The sequence below is a fragment of the Agrobacterium vitis genome (assembly GCF_013426735.1).
Classification (GTDB): domain Bacteria; phylum Pseudomonadota; class Alphaproteobacteria; order Rhizobiales; family Rhizobiaceae; genus Allorhizobium; species Allorhizobium vitis_D.
In genome coordinates this window covers 282,872-298,413 of the sequence record NZ_AP023273.1, presented here as the reverse complement: position 1 = coordinate 298,413, position 15,542 = coordinate 282,872, and the positions used below count along the sequence as shown (strand labels likewise).

Annotated in this window: 15 protein-coding genes; 12 read left to right on the top strand and 3 right to left on the bottom strand. The window is 58.2% G+C overall.

Going from position 1 to position 15,542, the window contains the following annotated elements; translation table 11 throughout:
• Positions 1-6: 6 nt before the first annotated feature.
• A complete protein-coding gene (locus H1Y61_RS18705; RefSeq protein WP_180575022.1) occupies positions 7-963 on the bottom strand; it encodes a LysR substrate-binding domain-containing protein in 957 nt (318 codons plus the stop codon).
• A gap of 232 nt (positions 964-1,195) precedes the next feature.
• Here H1Y61_RS18705 and H1Y61_RS18700 point away from each other — a divergent pair, with 232 nt between their 5' ends.
• The 10 genes from H1Y61_RS18700 (at position 1,196) to H1Y61_RS18655 (ending at position 10,085) form a co-directional block, all read left to right on the top strand.
• Complete coding sequence (locus H1Y61_RS18700; protein WP_180575021.1) at positions 1,196-2,368, top strand: alpha/beta hydrolase family protein; 1,173 nt, start codon at positions 1,196-1,198, stop codon at positions 2,366-2,368.
• Positions 2,365-3,027, top strand: a complete 663-nt coding sequence (locus H1Y61_RS18695) for an EthD domain-containing protein (RefSeq protein ID WP_180575020.1) — start codon at positions 2,365-2,367, stop codon at positions 3,025-3,027. The genes H1Y61_RS18700 and H1Y61_RS18695 overlap by 4 nt, the downstream gene beginning before the upstream one ends.
• A 50-nt stretch (positions 3,028-3,077) precedes the next feature.
• Positions 3,078-4,025, top strand: a complete 948-nt coding sequence (locus tag H1Y61_RS18690) for a VOC family protein (RefSeq protein WP_180575019.1) — start codon at positions 3,078-3,080, stop codon at positions 4,023-4,025.
• 17 nt (positions 4,026-4,042) lie between these two features.
• The gene (locus tag H1Y61_RS18685; RefSeq protein ID WP_180575018.1) at positions 4,043-4,402 is read left to right on the top strand and encodes a Rieske (2Fe-2S) protein; all 360 of its coding nucleotides are present in this window, start codon (positions 4,043-4,045) and stop codon (positions 4,400-4,402) included.
• Positions 4,403-4,404: 2 nt separating this feature from the next.
• On the top strand, positions 4,405-5,535 hold the full coding sequence (locus H1Y61_RS18680; protein ID WP_180575017.1) for an FAD-dependent oxidoreductase: 1,131 nt from the start codon (positions 4,405-4,407) through the stop codon (positions 5,533-5,535).
• A gap of 143 nt (positions 5,536-5,678) precedes the next feature.
• A complete protein-coding gene (locus H1Y61_RS18675) occupies positions 5,679-6,797 on the top strand; it encodes an MFS transporter (protein WP_180575016.1) in 1,119 nt (372 codons plus the stop codon).
• Complete coding sequence (locus tag H1Y61_RS18670) at positions 6,794-7,375, top strand: cupin domain-containing protein (RefSeq protein WP_180575015.1); 582 nt, start codon at positions 6,794-6,796, stop codon at positions 7,373-7,375. Before H1Y61_RS18675 ends, H1Y61_RS18670 begins: the two co-directional genes overlap by 4 nt.
• A gap of 39 nt (positions 7,376-7,414) precedes the next feature.
• Entirely contained in the window at positions 7,415-8,392 is a 978-nt protein-coding gene (locus tag H1Y61_RS18665; RefSeq protein WP_180575014.1) for a fumarylacetoacetate hydrolase family protein, read from the top strand.
• On the top strand, positions 8,392-9,312 hold the full coding sequence (locus H1Y61_RS18660) for an NAD-dependent epimerase/dehydratase family protein (RefSeq protein WP_180575013.1): 921 nt from the start codon (positions 8,392-8,394) through the stop codon (positions 9,310-9,312). The genes H1Y61_RS18665 and H1Y61_RS18660 overlap by 1 nt, the downstream gene beginning before the upstream one ends.
• The gene (locus H1Y61_RS18655) at positions 9,309-10,085 is read left to right on the top strand and encodes a cyclase family protein (RefSeq protein WP_180575012.1); all 777 of its coding nucleotides are present in this window, start codon (positions 9,309-9,311) and stop codon (positions 10,083-10,085) included. Before H1Y61_RS18660 ends, H1Y61_RS18655 begins: the two co-directional genes overlap by 4 nt.
• Positions 10,086-10,311: 226 nt before the next feature.
• Here the strand turns inward: H1Y61_RS18655 and H1Y61_RS18650 are convergent, their stop codons facing one another.
• Both H1Y61_RS18650 and H1Y61_RS18645 read right to left on the bottom strand, forming a co-directional pair.
• The gene (locus tag H1Y61_RS18650) at positions 10,312-11,622 is read right to left on the bottom strand and encodes an ABC transporter ATP-binding protein (protein ID WP_180575011.1); all 1,311 of its coding nucleotides are present in this window, start codon (positions 11,620-11,622) and stop codon (positions 10,312-10,314) included.
• A gap of 95 nt (positions 11,623-11,717) precedes the next feature.
• Entirely contained in the window at positions 11,718-13,451 is a 1,734-nt protein-coding gene (locus H1Y61_RS18645; protein ID WP_180575010.1) for an ABC transporter permease, read from the bottom strand.
• Between the two features lie 340 nt (positions 13,452-13,791).
• On the opposite strand from H1Y61_RS18645, the gene H1Y61_RS18640 reads away from it, so the two are divergent.
• Entirely contained in the window at positions 13,792-14,862 is a 1,071-nt protein-coding gene (locus H1Y61_RS18640; protein ID WP_180575009.1) for a sensor histidine kinase, read from the top strand.
• A complete protein-coding gene (locus tag H1Y61_RS18635; protein ID WP_180575008.1) occupies positions 14,859-15,497 on the top strand; it encodes a response regulator transcription factor in 639 nt (212 codons plus the stop codon). Before H1Y61_RS18640 ends, H1Y61_RS18635 begins: the two co-directional genes overlap by 4 nt.
• Positions 15,498-15,542: the final 45 nt, after the last annotated feature.

The window sequence follows — 15,542 nt, the reverse complement described above, 5'->3', positions numbered from 1 at the left end:
CAGCGATCAGCCGGAAACGATGTCATGCTCCTTATGCCGATCGGGCTCCATTTTTTCCTGACGAACTCTCGCTGCTGCCTCGTGCATCTGGGATCGGAACCAGACCAGTGCGGGATCGCGGGTGCGATAGCTGTGCCATTGCAGGCACTGTAGTAATGGTGGCAGAGGGAAAGGCGGGTCCATGATGCGGATACCGCCCAGATTGAGCATGCATTCCGCCAGGCTGCGCTGAACCATGGCAATGCGTTTCGAGCCACGGATAAGGAAGGGCAGAGATGAAAAGGAAAAGGTTGAAGCCTCCACCTTGATCTTCAGGCCGAGCCTGTCGCAAGCCCGCTGGGCAAAGGTTTCTCCGCCATTCGGCGGCTGCATCACCACATGACCGGCCTCAAGAAAATCCTTTTTTGTCATAGGCCCTTGTGCCAGCGGCCCGTCCGCATCCACCACGCAACAGATCTGGTCTTCCAGGAAAGGTTCCGATGGATGATTGGTCGAGCAAAAATCGCTTGGCGCCACCAATAGATCCGCTTCTCCGCGCTCGAGAAGGAGATGGGGATAATTTTGTTGTGGTTGGAAATGGATTTGCACACCCGGGGCCAGCGCCGACACCTGCCGAAGAAACGGCGGCATGATCGTATTGAGGGTATAGTCAGACACGATGAGGTTGATACTGCGTGTCGATTCATGGGGAATGAAGGACGGCGTCGAAACGACGGCCGCCTCGATGCGCACGATAATGTCGCGCAAGGGCAATTCCAATGAGGCGGCGAGCGGCGACAATTCCATGGATCGCCCGACCTGAATCAGCAGCGGATCGTCGAAATAATCGCGCAGGCGCCCAAGTGCGTTGCTCATCGCCGATTGGGTGATGAACATTTCGTCTGCGGCACGGCTGACATTGCGAACCCTGATCAGCGTGTCGAGCGCCACCAGCAGATTAAGGTCCAGATTCTTGAAGCGCATAATTGTCCCCCTCCCAAGGAATCCCTCGAATAACCAAACAAATTATCGGTGGGTCAATCGATTCATGTATTTATTTTAAAAATACAAATCATTCATCAATGCAATTTTGTAAACGAGTTTTTCTTCAGTACATCTTGGGTCAGGGAGGAAATATCGTTGCTTGGCCTTAACGCTGGCAGCGCGGTTCTCCCATCGCCTAAATCGCCCGAGGAGGCGAGTTCGAGGAGACCCGATGTTTAAGTATTTTCCGACCAATTATGTCTGGAACCTGTCTGTCGATCTGTCGATCGAGATGGGTGCCCGGATGGGCGAGATCGAAGAAATGTGCGCCCCGTTGCAGGAGGCGGCCAAGGCGCCGGACGCAGCCGGGACACAAGCTTTCCGCGAGACCTGGATCAAGATGGCGGACAAGCTGGTTTCCCTCGCCGAGGAAGACGAAGCCAAGGGCCGGTTGATTTCTGCGGGTGACAAGCTGATCCGCGCCGCCAATTACATGCTGACCGCGGAACGGTTGCTTGCCCATAGTTCTGAGGGCCGGGTAGCCTTGTACAAGCGCTTTCTGGATGCGTTCGAAAAGGGCTTGAAGCTTTCCGGCTCGTCCTGTCGCCGGGTTGAGATTCCCTATGAAGGCAAGCATCTGTCCGCTCTTTACGTACCTGCCGAAGGTGTCGAAGGTGCCGCGCCGCTTCTGCTCCAGGTCAATGGTCTCGACAGTACCAAGGAAATGAAGTTTTTGGTCGGGTTGCCGGTGTGGCTTGCCAAGCGCGGTGTCGCGTCGCTGATCGTCGATCAGCCAGGGACGGGAGAAGCCCTTCGCCTGCAAGGACTGACGGCGCGCTACGACAGCGAGCACTGGGCGAGCCGTGTGGTCGATTGGCTGGAAGGTCAGCCGGATATCGATGCCAAGCGGATTGGCATGGAAGGTGTTTCGCTTGGCGGTTACTATTGTCCCCGCGCTGTCGCCTTCGAACCACGCTTTGCCTGCGGCGTGGTGTGGGGTGCCAATCACGATTGGCGCGATGTTCAGAAAAAGCGCCTCGCCCGCGAAGGTAATCTCCCCGTTCCTCATTACTGGAGCCACGTCATGTGGGTCTGGGGCGCCAAGGACATGGACGACTTCATGGAGATTGCCGAAAAGGTTCATCTCAATGGCACTCTGGATCGGATTCGTGTTCCATTCCTGGTCACCCACGGTGAAAAAGACAGCCAGATTCCCCTGCAATGGGCTCATGCCACCTATGACCAGCTGGTCAACAGTCCCAACCGCGAACTGAAGATTTTCGACGAGCGTACCGGAGGCATCCAGCATTCCAGCTTCGACAATTCGGCAAATGCCGGTGCTTATATCGCCGATTGGGTAGCCGAGGTGCTGGGTGGACGCATCGCAGTCAGGAAAAAATCATGACCATCAAACTGTTAATCTGTGGCCGCCGGCGGCTGGGCCAGACCCTCGCCGAACACCGCACGCATATGAAGGACTATCATGGCAAGCTCGTGCTGGATTATATTGCGCATGATCCGGTGAACGCGCCAAAGCGCTATGTTCAGAACCATGCTTTCGATGGTGTCTATTTTGGCGGTGAGCCGCAGGGCAAGGCTCTGGCAATTGGCGTGGATTTCGTCACCGAGGTCTGGGCTGAGGATCTCGCAGACTTGAAGGCGTCACGCGAGACGCCATTCTATCTGCAAAATCTCAAGCCCGACGAGCCGGAAATGGTCGATGATACCACCCTCATTGGTACTCCCTGTTCTGAAGAGACAATCATTCCGGTGCATCCGCATGAGGGCGCGGTCAAGGTATTTCTGGCCTGGTTCGGTGAAACGCTCGCTGCAAATGCTGTTGTGGACGCCACCGGTACATCCTCTCACGGATTGCTTGGATATTGCCGCAACACACCGTTGTTTCCCAGCCCGCTCGGCGCCATCGATGAATACTGGTTGCCGAATGAGGCCGCTGGCATCGCTTTCGCAACAGCCTGCCGCGACGCCATCAATAGTCTTCGCCCCGACGATACCCGTTTTAGCCTGACCATTGCACGCGAATATGTTCTGCACGCCGGTTAAGCCAACCCCGCAAAACAACGACCAGACGTCCTGAAAGAAAGGAATGTCCCATGAATATCATTGGACCTGATTATCTTGTCTTTGGTGTCGATAATGTCGCCGCCAGCTGCGAATATCTCACGGCTTTTGGCTTGAAGCCGATTGATGTGACGGATGCTGGCGGCATGTTCGAAGCGTTGGACGGCACGGGGGTCATTGTTCGCCACACGTCCGATCCGTCCTTGCCGCCGCCGTTGCCGACCTCGAACATGCTGCGCCAGCAGGTTTATGGCGTGCGCACAGCCGAAGATCTGGATGCGATCGAAGCCGAGCTGTCCAAGGATCGCCGCGTCACGCGGCTGTCTGACGGTTCGATCGAAGTCAAGGATACCCATGGTTTCGAGCTCAAGTTCCAGGTGTCGATCCGCCGGGAACTTGATATGCCCGCGGAAAAGATCAACGCTCCCGGCGCACCCGCCCAGCGCAAACCGAACGAAATCGGCGTTTGGGAAGAGATGCCGGCGCTGCCTCGCTCGCTCAGCCATGTGGTGTTGTTCGTTCCCGATATTGAGATCGCAACCGAGTTTTATTGTGATCGCCTCGGCTTCGTCGTCACGGATACCTTGAGCGGGGCAGGTCCGTTCCTGCGGCCCAAGGCAAATGACGATCATCACACGCTCTTCTTCATTCGCACGCCGGATTACATGAAAGGCTGTGAGCATCTTGCCTTCCATATGGGTGGCCCGACTGAGCTGATGGTTGCGGGAACGCGCTTCGTTAAAAAGGGCTATCAGAGTTTCTGGGGTCCCGGCCGTCATAAGTTCGGATCGAACTGGTTCTGGTATTTCAACAGTCCACTAGGCTGTCATTTCGAATACGACGCCGACATGGACAAGCACGATGAGACTTGGGTGGGCCGCGACGTGCCGATCAGTGCAGAGGCGTCTCAGATCATGTTGTTCGAGATGCGTGAGAAGTGGATGCCCGGCGGCGGACCACCGCCCGGCGCTAAATCCTGAGATGATGGAAAAGCGCCATGCCATCCCGACAGTTCCTCTGCCGACAGGATGCCGTTGGCGAGGGCGAGGCTAAAGGCTTCGGCCCGCTTGAAGGCTTCCGTCGCAAGATCATCGTGGTCAGACGTGACGGCAAGCTCCACGCCTGGCTCGATGCTTGCCCGCATTATTCCAGCGGAACGCCGATGGCCTGGAAGACGGATGCCTATTTCAACGGCGAGAAAACTCATCTCGCCTGCCATTCCCATGGCGCCTTGTTCGATTTGGAGACGGGAGAATGTGTGCTTGGCCCTTGCCTGGGGCAAGGACTGACACGAGTGAATATTGCAGTGGGTGAGGAAGGCGAGGTTTTCGCTTTGGTAACTGCGGAGGAGGAGTAAACATGAATTCGGGTATCAAGAAGATCCTGATTATTGGCGGTGGTTTTTCGGGAATGACTGCGGCACTTCAGCTGTCGCGAGAGGGGTTTGAGGTCGATCTCGTGGAGATCGATGCAGGATGGCGCTCCTATGGGGCAGGCATCAGCCTGCACGGCTCGACGCTCAGGGTGCTGCGCCAACTCGGCCTCCTGGATCGCTTCATGGAAGAGGGTTATGCCAGTGACGGCGTGCAGTTGCGCGGGCCGGATGATGCCGTGCTGTTCACATTGCCTACCTCCCGGGTGGCGGGCGACGATATTCCCGGCGGCGGCGGCATCATGCGCCCGGCGCTTGCCAAAATCCTGTCGGAGGCGGTGCGGGCTTCCACGACCAAGGTTCGCCTGGGCGTGACATTTACCGAGATCGTCCAGAGCGAAGACGGAGTACAGGTCAGCTTTAGCGACGGCAGTTCAGACCGGTTCGATCTTGTCGTTGGGGCGGACGGGCTATTTTCCGCTGTCCGTTCCAAGACGTTTCCCCATGCGCCAAAGCCCCGCTTCATCGGCCAGTCGGTCTGGCGCGCAGTTTTGCCGAGACCGGAGGCGCTGGAAACCATCACCATGTGGATGGGGCCGAAACTCAAGGTCGGTTTGAATGGCGTCAACAAAACCCAAGCCTATCTGTTCCTGACCGAAGATCGCCCCACCAATGACTTTGTGGCTCCGGAGCTTTTCGTCGATACCCTGCGCGGCTTGATGGAGCGCTTCAGCTCGCCAATCATCCAAGCAATTGCCAAGCAATTGTCGGCGGAGCATCGGATCATTTACCGGCCACTGGAGCAGATGTTGCTGCCGCGTCCTTGGTTTCAGGGGCGGGTGGTTCTGATTGGCGACGCCGTTCATGCCACGACACCGCATCTGGCCGCCGGTGCCTGTATCGGTATCGAGGATGCCATGGTGCTGGCCGAGGAACTGGTGAAGGGCAGCGATGTCGATGGCGCGCTTGCCGCTTTCGAGGCAAGGCGCTGGGAGCGGTGTCGGATGGTGGTCGAGAATTCGGGCCGGCTGGCCGATATCGAGATCCATGGCGGCAGCCGTGAAGAGCACGCTTCGATCATGACAGTTTCGATGAAAACCCTGGCGGAAGCGATCTGACACCAGAAATCATTGCAAATGGTAGTCGATACTCGATTTTAAAATCACTTAAATAATTGATTTTATTTACATATTTTCGACAGCGTTCCGATTGGGAGATTGGATGCTTTTGTCGGCGCATGAAAAGAACCGGAGGAGATGGAATGTCAGGACAGAAATTTGGAGTGGCCGGGTCGATTGCTCTCGTCATCGGTCACTTCTCGGGCATGCTTGACTTGATTGCTCTTCCCGTCTGGGTTGGCGCGCTTGTCGAACGCTTCGGGTTCAGCCCGCAACAGGCAGGCGGGATCGTCACATTGTTCCTGGTTGGTGCGGTTGTTGCGAGCCTCATTGTCGCGCCCCGCTTCAACCAGATGAACCAGAGGCTCTGGGCCTCCATGGCTTTTGCCGTTGCCGCTGCCGCTTTTTTTGGCGCCTCGAGAGAGACGGCTTTGCTTCCTCTTGCCCTCTTGCATCTGACTGCCGGTTTCGCGGTTGGGACAGCTCTTTCCATGGTGCATGGAACGATCGGCCAGGCAACCAATCCGCATCGGCTATTCGCCATGGCTGGCATAGCCCTTGGACTTTTCGCCATTGTTCTCCTGGCAGCCATACCACAGCTGTTGATCGTCTATGGCGGTTCTGTTCTCTTCTATGTGTTCACGGGCATCATGGTGATTGCCGCCCTTACCTCTACGTTCTTGTTTCGCAATCCCGTCCATGCCGTTGAGCCGGAGAAAAAGCCCTTTAGCCGGGCAATGTGGTTCACAATCTTTGGCATCAGCATCCTGACCTTCAACCAATCCATGGTATTTTCCTTCGTTGAGGTCATCGGTAAATCGCGTGGGTTTTCCGCAGAGAGCGTGCTGGCCGTTCTCATCGCGCTGGGCTGCGTCAACTTCATATTGCCGTCTCCACTGGCGGCTTTTTTGCAGACCCGCGTTTCCGCCACGACTGTCACCCAGATTGGACCGGCGGTGCAGGTCATTCTGGCAATCATCGTGACCTCGGTCACCGTTTTTCCGGTCTGGGCGGTCGCGGCCTCCCTGTTCGTCTCCGTGCAGATCTTCACGCATAACTTTGCGTTCGGCCGCCTGGCAAAACTCGATCCGACCGGACGTGCCGTTGCTGCGACCCCGGCCATGCTGATGATGGGGGCCGCACTTGGCCCCATTGTCGGCGGCGCATTGGGCGAAAATTTTGGCTTCGCGGCGCTGGGTGTGACGGCTGTGGCGGTCGGCGCGGTCTCTATCGGCTTCTTTACCAAGGCGAAAACAGCATGACACAGTTTCCTGACATTATCCGTATCGTTACCGGCCATGCGAGTGATGGCCGCTCCATCCTCAGCGAAGTCGGGCCTTTGCCCAAAGTGGTTGAAATCGATGCCATTCCCGGCACCCTGTTTCACGAAGTCTGGCAGACTGGCGAAAGCCCTGTGCGGATCGATAATGGGGCTGATCCAACCATCGGTCCCCTTATCCTTCCCCCTCCAGCTGGCGGTACGCGCATCCGTTTCGTCGATATTCCGCCGGATACCGAGGATTTTTTGAAAACCGGTGCAGAACGAATGAACGTGGCCTTCGAGCAACTGGGCGACAAAGCTGCCTCCACGGTGGAGGAAGATTCTCCCCATCCGCTGATGCATCGCACGGAATCTGTCGATTATGGCATTGTCATTGAAGGAGAGATGACCCTGGTGCTTGATGATGGCGACGTGCTTTTGAAGCAGGGGTCTGTCGTTATCCAGCGTGGCACCAATCATGCCTGGGCCAATCGGTCCGGTAAACCCTGCCGGATGCTCTTCATCCTTGTCGCAGGGGTCTACGATCCCGCCATCGCCGCAAGTCTTGCCGGACCATGATAGCCGGGTGCCACCAATAACAGCAGGAACGAGGTCATCATGAAGTTTGCAACCTATCACGATGGAAGCCGCGACGGCCAACTTTGGATCGTTTCGCGTGATCTGAAACGAGCAGTCCCGGCCACTGGCATCGCAGTGTCCCTGCTTGCTGCGCTGGAGAATTGGGATGCCGTCGCTCCCCGCCTTCTCGAGCTGTATGAACGGCTCAATGCAGGGAACGAACCTTTTGCCACCAGCTTCCAGCCGGAACGGTGTCTGGCACCCTTGCCGCGTGCGCCGCAATGGCTGGATGCGTCGGCTTTCCTCAATCATGGCCGGTTGATGGATAAGGCCTTCGACAATCCGGTTAACCCGGACTTCGAGACAGTGCCCTTGATCTATCAAGGGGCGAGCGACGATTTCCGCGGGCCGCTGGCAGGCGTGGAGTTTCTCGACGACGCGCTGCTGATCGACATGGAAGGCGAGTTCGGCGTTATTCTTGCCGATGTGCCAATGGGTGTGGCACCGGAAAATGCCATTGATCATGTGCGTCTGCTGGTGCAGATCAACGATTGGTCGCTGCGCGCCCTTGGGCCGCGGGAAATGCGGGCGGGCTTCGGGTTTCTCCAGGCCAAACCATCGACGGCCTTTGCACCGGTCGCCATCACGCCGGACGAGATCGGGCCGCATTGGTCCAACGGTCGGACGGGTCTGGCTTTGCATGTGGAGATCAACGGACGACGGGTCGGGGATGCTCATGGCGGCGAAATGCATTTCTCCTTCGGTGAATTGATCGCTCATTGCGCCCGCAGCCGGCGTTTGTCGGCTGGAACCATTCTGGGTTCCGGCACAGTGTCCAATGCAGATCGGGCCGCCGGTTCATCCTGCATTTCCGAAATCCGGGTGATCGAGCTTCTCGATGAAGGCAAGGCGCGCACGCCCTTTCTGACCTGGGGTGATCAGGTGCGGATGGAAGCTCGGCTGCCGAATGGAAGCACGCCTTTCGGGGTGATCGATCAGGCGGTGGTGAAGGCCTGATGCGTATTCTTGTCACCGGTGCTGATGGCTTTCTGGGGCGCGGGCTTGTGGCTCGTCTCCCGTTCGCTCTTCACCAGGCAAAGCGGATCGTTGTCACCGACCGAGCCTTTGCTCAACCTGTCCCTGACGGGATTGAGGCCTTGGTCGGCGATCTCGGCGATCCCGGCTTTCTGGACACATTGCTGGAACCCGGTTTCGATCTTGTCTTCCATCTGGCCAGCGTTCCCGGAGGACTTGCCGAGCGGGAACAGGCACTGGGACATGGTGCAAACCTGCTTGCGCCGATTGCTTTGGCGCAAGGCGTAGCCCTTCGGCGTCCCGGCGCGAGGCTGGTTTTTGCCTCCTCCATCGCGGTCTATGGTGCGCTTGGAGCGGCAACCGTCACGGAGCAGACGCTTGCCGCGCCGCAACTGACCTATGGCGCCCACAAGTTGATGACCGAAATTCTGCTGTCCGACATGACGCGACGCGGTGCGCTTTCAGCCATCAGTCTGCGGTTTCCCGGCATTGTCGCACGGCCTGCGACCGACAGCGGGCATGGTTCGGCCTTTATGAGCCAGCTTTTCCATCGGATCGCTGCCGGAGAGGCTTATGCCTGCCCGGTTCCGGCCAGCAGCACCTGCTGGTGGGTGTCGCGTCAGGCGGCGGTGGACATGCTGCTACATGCCGCAGGGCTGAAGGATAGTGCCGTAACCGTTGTCCAGCCGCCGGTGTTGTTTGCAACGACCGGCGACGTGGCTGCTGCGGTGGCCCGCCATGTGGGCAAAACCGCATTGGTCGAATGGGGCGAGGACGAGACGCTTCGCCGCCTGTTTGGTGCGATGCCGCAGGTTGATGCTGCCACGGCGTTGGCGGCGGGCTTCAAGGCCGATGCTGATCTCGACGCGCTTGCCAAAGCCGCAATTTCAGGAGAGTCATGATGAAGATTATCGATCTGTCCGTTGCTATCGAAAACGACATTCCTGCCGATCCGCCGGGCCTTGGTCCCAAAATCACCTACACGAACCATGCGGAAGGCTCGGAAGAGGTTTTGCGCTTCTTCCCCGGCCTCGACATTGGCGATGTTCCCGGTGGGGAAGGCTGGGCAGTCGAACAGTTGAACCTGACCGCCCATGCCGGTACACATCTCGATGCGCCCTGGCATTTCGCCTCGACGATGAATAATGGCGAGCGTGCCTGGACCATTGATGAAGTGCCGCTCGACTGGTGCATCCGTCCGGGCGTCAAACTGGATCTGCGCCATCTGCCGGATGGCTCTATCGCAACGGCAGCCGATCTTCAGTCAGCCTTGGCGGTGGCCGGTCATACGCTTCAGCCTTTCGATGTGGTGCTGGTCAACACCGCCGCTGGTGCCGCCTATGGGCGACCGGATTACCTGGGTCGTGGCTGCGGTATCGGGCGTGAGGCCACCCATTGGCTGATGGCGCAAGGCGTTCATATTGCTGGAACTGACGCCTGGTCCTGGGATGCGCCCTTTCCGGTCACTGCCAAACGGTTTGCGGAAACCAGAGATGCAGGATTGATCTGGGAAGGCCATAAAGCCGCCCGTGAAGGCATTTTCCTGCATATGGAAAAGCTGACACGGCTGGAGGAATTGCCGGGTTCCGGCTTCACCGTCTCCTGCCTGCCTGTGAAGATCAAGGGCGGGTCGGCTGGCTGGTGCCGTGCCGTGGCGATTTTCCCTGAGGGTTAACAGTCTATCCAAGAATTGCCGCTGGCCGTCTGCAAATGGCAATTTCTGCGCTTACCTCGGCTCACGTACTTTAAGTACGCTCCGCGCCGGTTCTCGAAATCACCATTTTCGCCAGGCCAACAGCAATCCTTGAACAGACTGTAAGACAATTTCGTCGTATGCCAACCTGCTGCGCCCGCCGTCATAAAAGACACGGGCGCAGCATGTCTAATCGTGGCTGTTCAGCCTATTCCGGGTTTTCCAGGCTGAACATTTCGGTGCGTTCGTCATAGGCGAACAATTCGGCATAACGCGCCCAGGAGACGATGGTTTTCAACGTATCGTCGGCGTAGGATTCGCTCATGTAATCCTCCAACTCGTTGCGGAACCGCGCTGCCGGTGCGGTGTGGCTTGGGCGCTCATCTAGAACCCGGCGGATCAGGCCCATCAGAGGCACGTAGCTGACCAGATGCTCGGCAAACAGTTTTTTGCGGGCATCGGTTTCCAGATGGGCGAAGCGGGTTCCGGCCTCGGTCAGCACCAGATCGCCTTCGCTCAGATGGGCAAAGCGCAAAAGCTGGAGTGCTTCACCAAGATGAAACAGCTCATCTGCCTCCAGTTGCAACTGGCCGGCCAGTACCGGAAGATCGGCGCGGCCATGATAGGGTGCACCTGCGAGCGCCTCGATCAGGCCCGACAGGATATTGGTCGAAACCGGCTCCAGCACCATGCCCATGCCGGTGCCGGGAATGCCGTCCATGCTGGGTAGGCGCGGTTCGGCGCGCGCCGTCATCAGCGCGTAGATGCTATCGACAAGCTGGCGGAACACCGGGTCAAGTCGGTTGCGCGGATGCGGCAGATCGACCTTCAATTCGCGCGCCACCCGGCCCGGATTGGAGGAAAACACCAGGATGCGGTCGCACATCAGCACCGCTTCCTCGATATTGTGGGTGACGATCAACACGGATTTGATTGGCAGGCGTCCTTCGATCCACAGGTCGATCATGTCGGTGCGCAGGGTTTCGGCGGTCAGCACGTCGAGGGCGGAAAATGGCTCGTCCATCAACAGCAGATCAGGGTGGACAACAAGAGCGCGGGCAAAGCCGACACGCTGGCGCATGCCGCCGGACAGCTCTTTCGGATATGCGTTTTCAAACCCATCGAGGCCGATCAGGTCGATGGCGGCCAAGGCAAGCGAGCGTCGCTCAGTGCGGTCTACGCCCTTTGCCTCCAGGCCGAGTTCGACATTCTGGAGCACTGTTAGCCAGGGAAACAGGGCAAAGGACTGGAAGACCATGGAGATGCCGGGCGGTGGCCCGTCGATTTCGCTGCCGCGATAGCGGGCGCTGCCCGAAGACGGCGACAGCAGGCCGGCAATGATGCGCAGCAGTGTCGATTTTCCGGAGCCAGAGCGGCCGAGCAAGCCGACGATTTCGCCTTCCTTGATGGCGAGATCGACATTTTCGAGCACAACAACATCGTTGCCGCTGGCCTTGGGAAAGGAACGGGAGACCTGGGCGATATCGATCAGCGGGTTCTTGGTGATAAGATCAAGCATGGGAACAATCCTTTTGTCGGATGACATCATGTCTGTGGTGTTATGTCTGTGGTGTTTGGGAATGCCGAAACATTCCCGATTGATGGTGAACGGCATTAACCCAGGCGCAGGCGGCTTTCGCCATAGGCATAGAGCGGGCGCCAGACCAGCCGGTTGAACAGCGTCACGAAGGTACACATGACGATGATGCCGAGCACGACCCGTGGGAAATCGCCTGCCGTTGTCGCATTGGCGATGTAGGAGCCAAGGCCGGGGGTGGTCAGTTGGGTATCGCCCCAGCTTGCCACTTCCGCAACGATGCTGGCATTCCAGGAGCCGCCCGAAGCCGTGATCGCTCCGGTGATGTAATAGGGAAAGATACCGGGCAGGATGACCTTGAACCACCAGCGCCAGCCGGTGATGTGGAAACTGCGGGCGGCTTCCTTGAGATCGCTTGGAAAGGCGCTGGCACCGGCGATCACATTGAACAGGATGTACCATTGCGTCCCAAGGATCATCAGCGGGCTCAGCCAGATATCGGCATCGAGACCGAAATGCACGATCACCACCACGAACACCGGAAAGGCGATATTGGCTGGAAAGGCGGCCAAAAATTGCGCAAGCGGCTGGACTTTTTCCGAGAGCTTCGGACGCAGGCCGATCCACACGCCGACCGGCACCCAGACCACGGTTGCGATGGCCATCAGTACGATGACACGCAGCAGGGTGATAGAGCCATAGAGGATAACGGTCGGTATTTCCGACCAGCCGATGCTGGCCCGCAGGTAGTCGAAGCTGATATAGGCGGCCCAAGCTGCTGCACCGGCAATGATGGCAATCCAGATTCCGTCGATGACACGCGAGGTGGCAGGGCTGGCAGTTTTTGAACCGGTGCTCCGCAGTTTGGGGAGGCGTAAGGTCCAGAGTTGGCGGGCTACCCAGTTCAGAGGCGCGAGCAGCAGGCGGGTAACACGGGCCTTGCGCAACAGGTCCAGCATCCAGGAACTGGGAGCCACGCCCGAGGCGGTGGTCTCGAAGCGGAACTTGTCGGCCCAGGCCACCAGCGGACGGAACATCAACTGGTCATAGAGAAGGATGACGGCGAGCATGGCGATGACGGCATAGAAGACCGCCAGAATGTCTTGCTGCTTGATCGCCAGCGCAACATAGGAACCGATGCCCGGCAGAGTAACCGTGGTATTGCCCACCGTGATGGCCTCGGAGGCGACGACGAAGAACCAGCCGCCGGACATCGACATCATGGTGTTCCAGACCAGGCCGGGCATGGCGAAGGGCACGTCAAGTCGCCAGAACCGCTGCCAGCCACTGAGCTGGAAGCTGCGGGTCGCCTCTTCCAAGTCCTTCGGCTGGCTACGCATCGACTGATAGAGGCTGAAGGTCATGTTCCAGGCCTGGCTGGTGAAAATCGCAAACACCGCCGCCAGTTCCGCACCGATCACACGTCCTGGAAACAGGTTGAGGAAGAAGGTGACGGTAAACGTCAGAAAGCCGAGAATCGGCACCGATTGCAGGATGTCGAGGACCGGGATCATCACCATTTCCGCACGCCGGCTTTTGGCGGCAACCGAGGCGTAGATCAAGGTGAAGATCAGCGAAAACACGATGGCTGCCAGCATGCGCAGAATGGTGCGCAATGCATAGATCGGCAGATTGGTGGGATCGAGCGATAGCGGAGCGGCATCAAGCGCCGACAGCGGAATAGTCGTCACCCGCTCGCCATAGGCAAACAGCACGATGACGCCGATGATCAACAGCAGCGCCATCAGGTCCCAATGGTTCGGAAGATGGGAGCGGCGGGTGGCAAGCGGAGCGAATTTTGGATGGATCATGGGACGGGCCTATATTTCGCAAAGCGTATCCATGAAGGATGACGCTGAAATTGTAGGGGTGGGCAATTTCAGGCTGGCCAGTTTCAGGCTGGATGATTGATCCGCAGATCCCCGAAGGGCCTGATAATCCTATAGAATGGCCGAACATCTGACGCCACCGCGCTTAAGGAAAGCCAGGCACGGCTTAGGCATAGGCTCGATATACTTTTGTATATTCAGCCCTGCGGGACTGTCGCTGCGGCGCTTTCCTGCGTAATTTGGTTTGGGCCGATCCGGCCCTCGATGTTTTGCGAGAGGGTGTCTACCTTTTGCGCAAAGAAACAGCCATGGCCACCGAAGGATGAAACACATTCTGTTTTCGCAGCATCAGAACCGGCCAAAGCTGAGGGCGGTGTTCATCCTGTTCCTGCTGGTCTGCATCTTTGCTGCCGATACGATCACCAATTTCGAGATCGCTTTTGCTGTCTTCTATATCGCGGTCATTCTGATCGCCATCGGCTTCCTGTCGATGCGCGGCGTCGTCGCACTGGCAATGATCTGCATTGGCCTGACGGTACTAAGCTTGTTTCTCACCCGGCGCGGATCGTTCGAATCCGGGCTGCTGAATTGCGGCATCAGCACCTGCGCCATTGGGGTGACGACCTATCTCGCCTTGAAAATCGTTGCCGCCCAGGCGGCTATTTACGATGCGCAGGCGCAGTTTTCCCGCATGGCGCGGCTGACGCGGCTGGGTGAATTGACCGCCTCCATCGCCCATGAAGTCAATCAGCCGCTGGCTGCCGTCGCCACCAGCGCCGATGCCTGTCGCCGCTGGCTTGATCATACGCCGCCCAATCTGGATCGTGCCCGTCAGGCGGCGGAGCGAATTACCAGCGACGTGAAACGCGCCAGCGATGTGATCGTGCGTGTACGCAGACTGGCCAGAAGCGAACCGCCGCAACGGGAAAGCTTCGACCTCAATGCGGCAACGACCGAAGCCATCGGCTTGGCCGAACATGAGATCGAGCGCAACAATATTGCGCTGGAGATGGCGCTTGCGGAAGATCTGCCGCCAGTGCTGGCCGACCGTATCCAGATCCAGCAGGTGATCGGCAACCTCCTGCTCAATGCCATCGAAGCCATGGCGGCTGTTCCCAGTTTCAAGCGGGAGCTTTTAATCTCGACCTTTGTCGATGGCGATGACAGGATCGTGCTTGCCGTTGCCGATTCAGGTCCCGGCATGAAGCAATCGACGCTGGATCATCTGTTCGAAGCGTTCTGGACCACCAAGGAAAGTGGCATGGGCATCGGCCTTGCCATCAGCCGTTCGATCATCGAGGCGCATGGGGGGCGTATTTCCGTGACATCTGCGCATCGCATGGGGACGGTCGTTCAATTCAGTCTGCCCTTAAGCGAAGAGAATAAGGCATGATGGCCAACCCACCTCAACAGGATGAACATGAGCCGGTTGTCTATGTGATCGATGATGACGCCTCGGTGCGCGCCGCATTGGAGGATCTGCTTGCCTCCGTCGGCCTTGCGGTTTGCGCCTATGGATCAATCCAGGAATTCATGGCAATGCCGCTTGCCGATGCGCCCGGCTGCCTGGTGCTCGACGTGCGGATGCCCGGCCAGAGTGGCCTTGAGTTTCACCAGCAGATGGCGAAACTGGGTATACGGCTGCCGGTGATCTTCATTACCGGTCATGGGGATATCCCCATGTCGGTCAAGGCGATGAAAAACGGTGCCATAGAGTTTCTGACCAAGCCGTTCCGCGATCAGGACCTGCTGGACGCTATTCAGCAGGGCATCGAAAGTGATCGTGCGCAGCGACGGCAGGATCATCTGTCCTCCGGCTTGCGGGAGTTATGGCAAACGCTGACGCCGGGTGAGCGGGAGGTGATGGAACTGGTTGTTCAGGGGCGTCTCAACAAACAGATTGCCGGTGATCTCGGTGTCAGCGAAATCACCGTCAAGGTTCGCCGCGCCCAGTTGATGCGCAAACTCAATGCCAAATCCGTCGCCGATCTGGTGCGGATATGGGATCGGCTGGCGGTGCCGGATTGAGAGGACAGCGCCGCGCCCTAGACAAGCGCGGCACCATTATCAGTC

Bases quoted from the DNA above. Each gene is read 5' to 3' on its own strand.
- H1Y61_RS18655 (WP_180575012.1), top strand. From the start codon at position 9,309: ATGATGAAGATTATCGATCTGTCCGTTGCTATCGAAAACGACATTCCT.
- H1Y61_RS18635 (WP_180575008.1), top strand. From the start codon at position 14,859: ATGATGGCCAACCCACCTCAACAGGATGAACATGAGCCGGTTGTCTAT.
- H1Y61_RS18650 (WP_180575011.1), bottom strand. From the start codon at position 11,622: ATGCTTGATCTTATCACCAAGAACCCGCTGATCGATATCGCCCAGGTC.
- H1Y61_RS18690 (WP_180575019.1), top strand. From the start codon at position 3,078: ATGAATATCATTGGACCTGATTATCTTGTCTTTGGTGTCGATAATGTC.
- H1Y61_RS18660 (WP_180575013.1), top strand. From the start codon at position 8,392: ATGCGTATTCTTGTCACCGGTGCTGATGGCTTTCTGGGGCGCGGGCTT.
- H1Y61_RS18700 (WP_180575021.1), top strand. From the start codon at position 1,196: ATGTTTAAGTATTTTCCGACCAATTATGTCTGGAACCTGTCTGTCGAT.
- H1Y61_RS18675 (WP_180575016.1), top strand. From the start codon at position 5,679: ATGTCAGGACAGAAATTTGGAGTGGCCGGGTCGATTGCTCTCGTCATC.
- H1Y61_RS18705 (WP_180575022.1), bottom strand. From the start codon at position 963: ATGCGCTTCAAGAATCTGGACCTTAATCTGCTGGTGGCGCTCGACACG.
- H1Y61_RS18680 (WP_180575017.1), top strand. From the start codon at position 4,405: ATGAATTCGGGTATCAAGAAGATCCTGATTATTGGCGGTGGTTTTTCG.
- H1Y61_RS18645 (WP_180575010.1), bottom strand. From the start codon at position 13,451: ATGATCCATCCAAAATTCGCTCCGCTTGCCACCCGCCGCTCCCATCTT.
- H1Y61_RS18665 (WP_180575014.1), top strand. From the start codon at position 7,415: ATGAAGTTTGCAACCTATCACGATGGAAGCCGCGACGGCCAACTTTGG.
- H1Y61_RS18640 (WP_180575009.1), top strand. From the start codon at position 13,792: ATGAAACACATTCTGTTTTCGCAGCATCAGAACCGGCCAAAGCTGAGG.
- H1Y61_RS18695 (WP_180575020.1), top strand. From the start codon at position 2,365: ATGACCATCAAACTGTTAATCTGTGGCCGCCGGCGGCTGGGCCAGACC.
- H1Y61_RS18670 (WP_180575015.1), top strand. From the start codon at position 6,794: ATGACACAGTTTCCTGACATTATCCGTATCGTTACCGGCCATGCGAGT.
- H1Y61_RS18685 (WP_180575018.1), top strand. From the start codon at position 4,043: ATGCCATCCCGACAGTTCCTCTGCCGACAGGATGCCGTTGGCGAGGGC.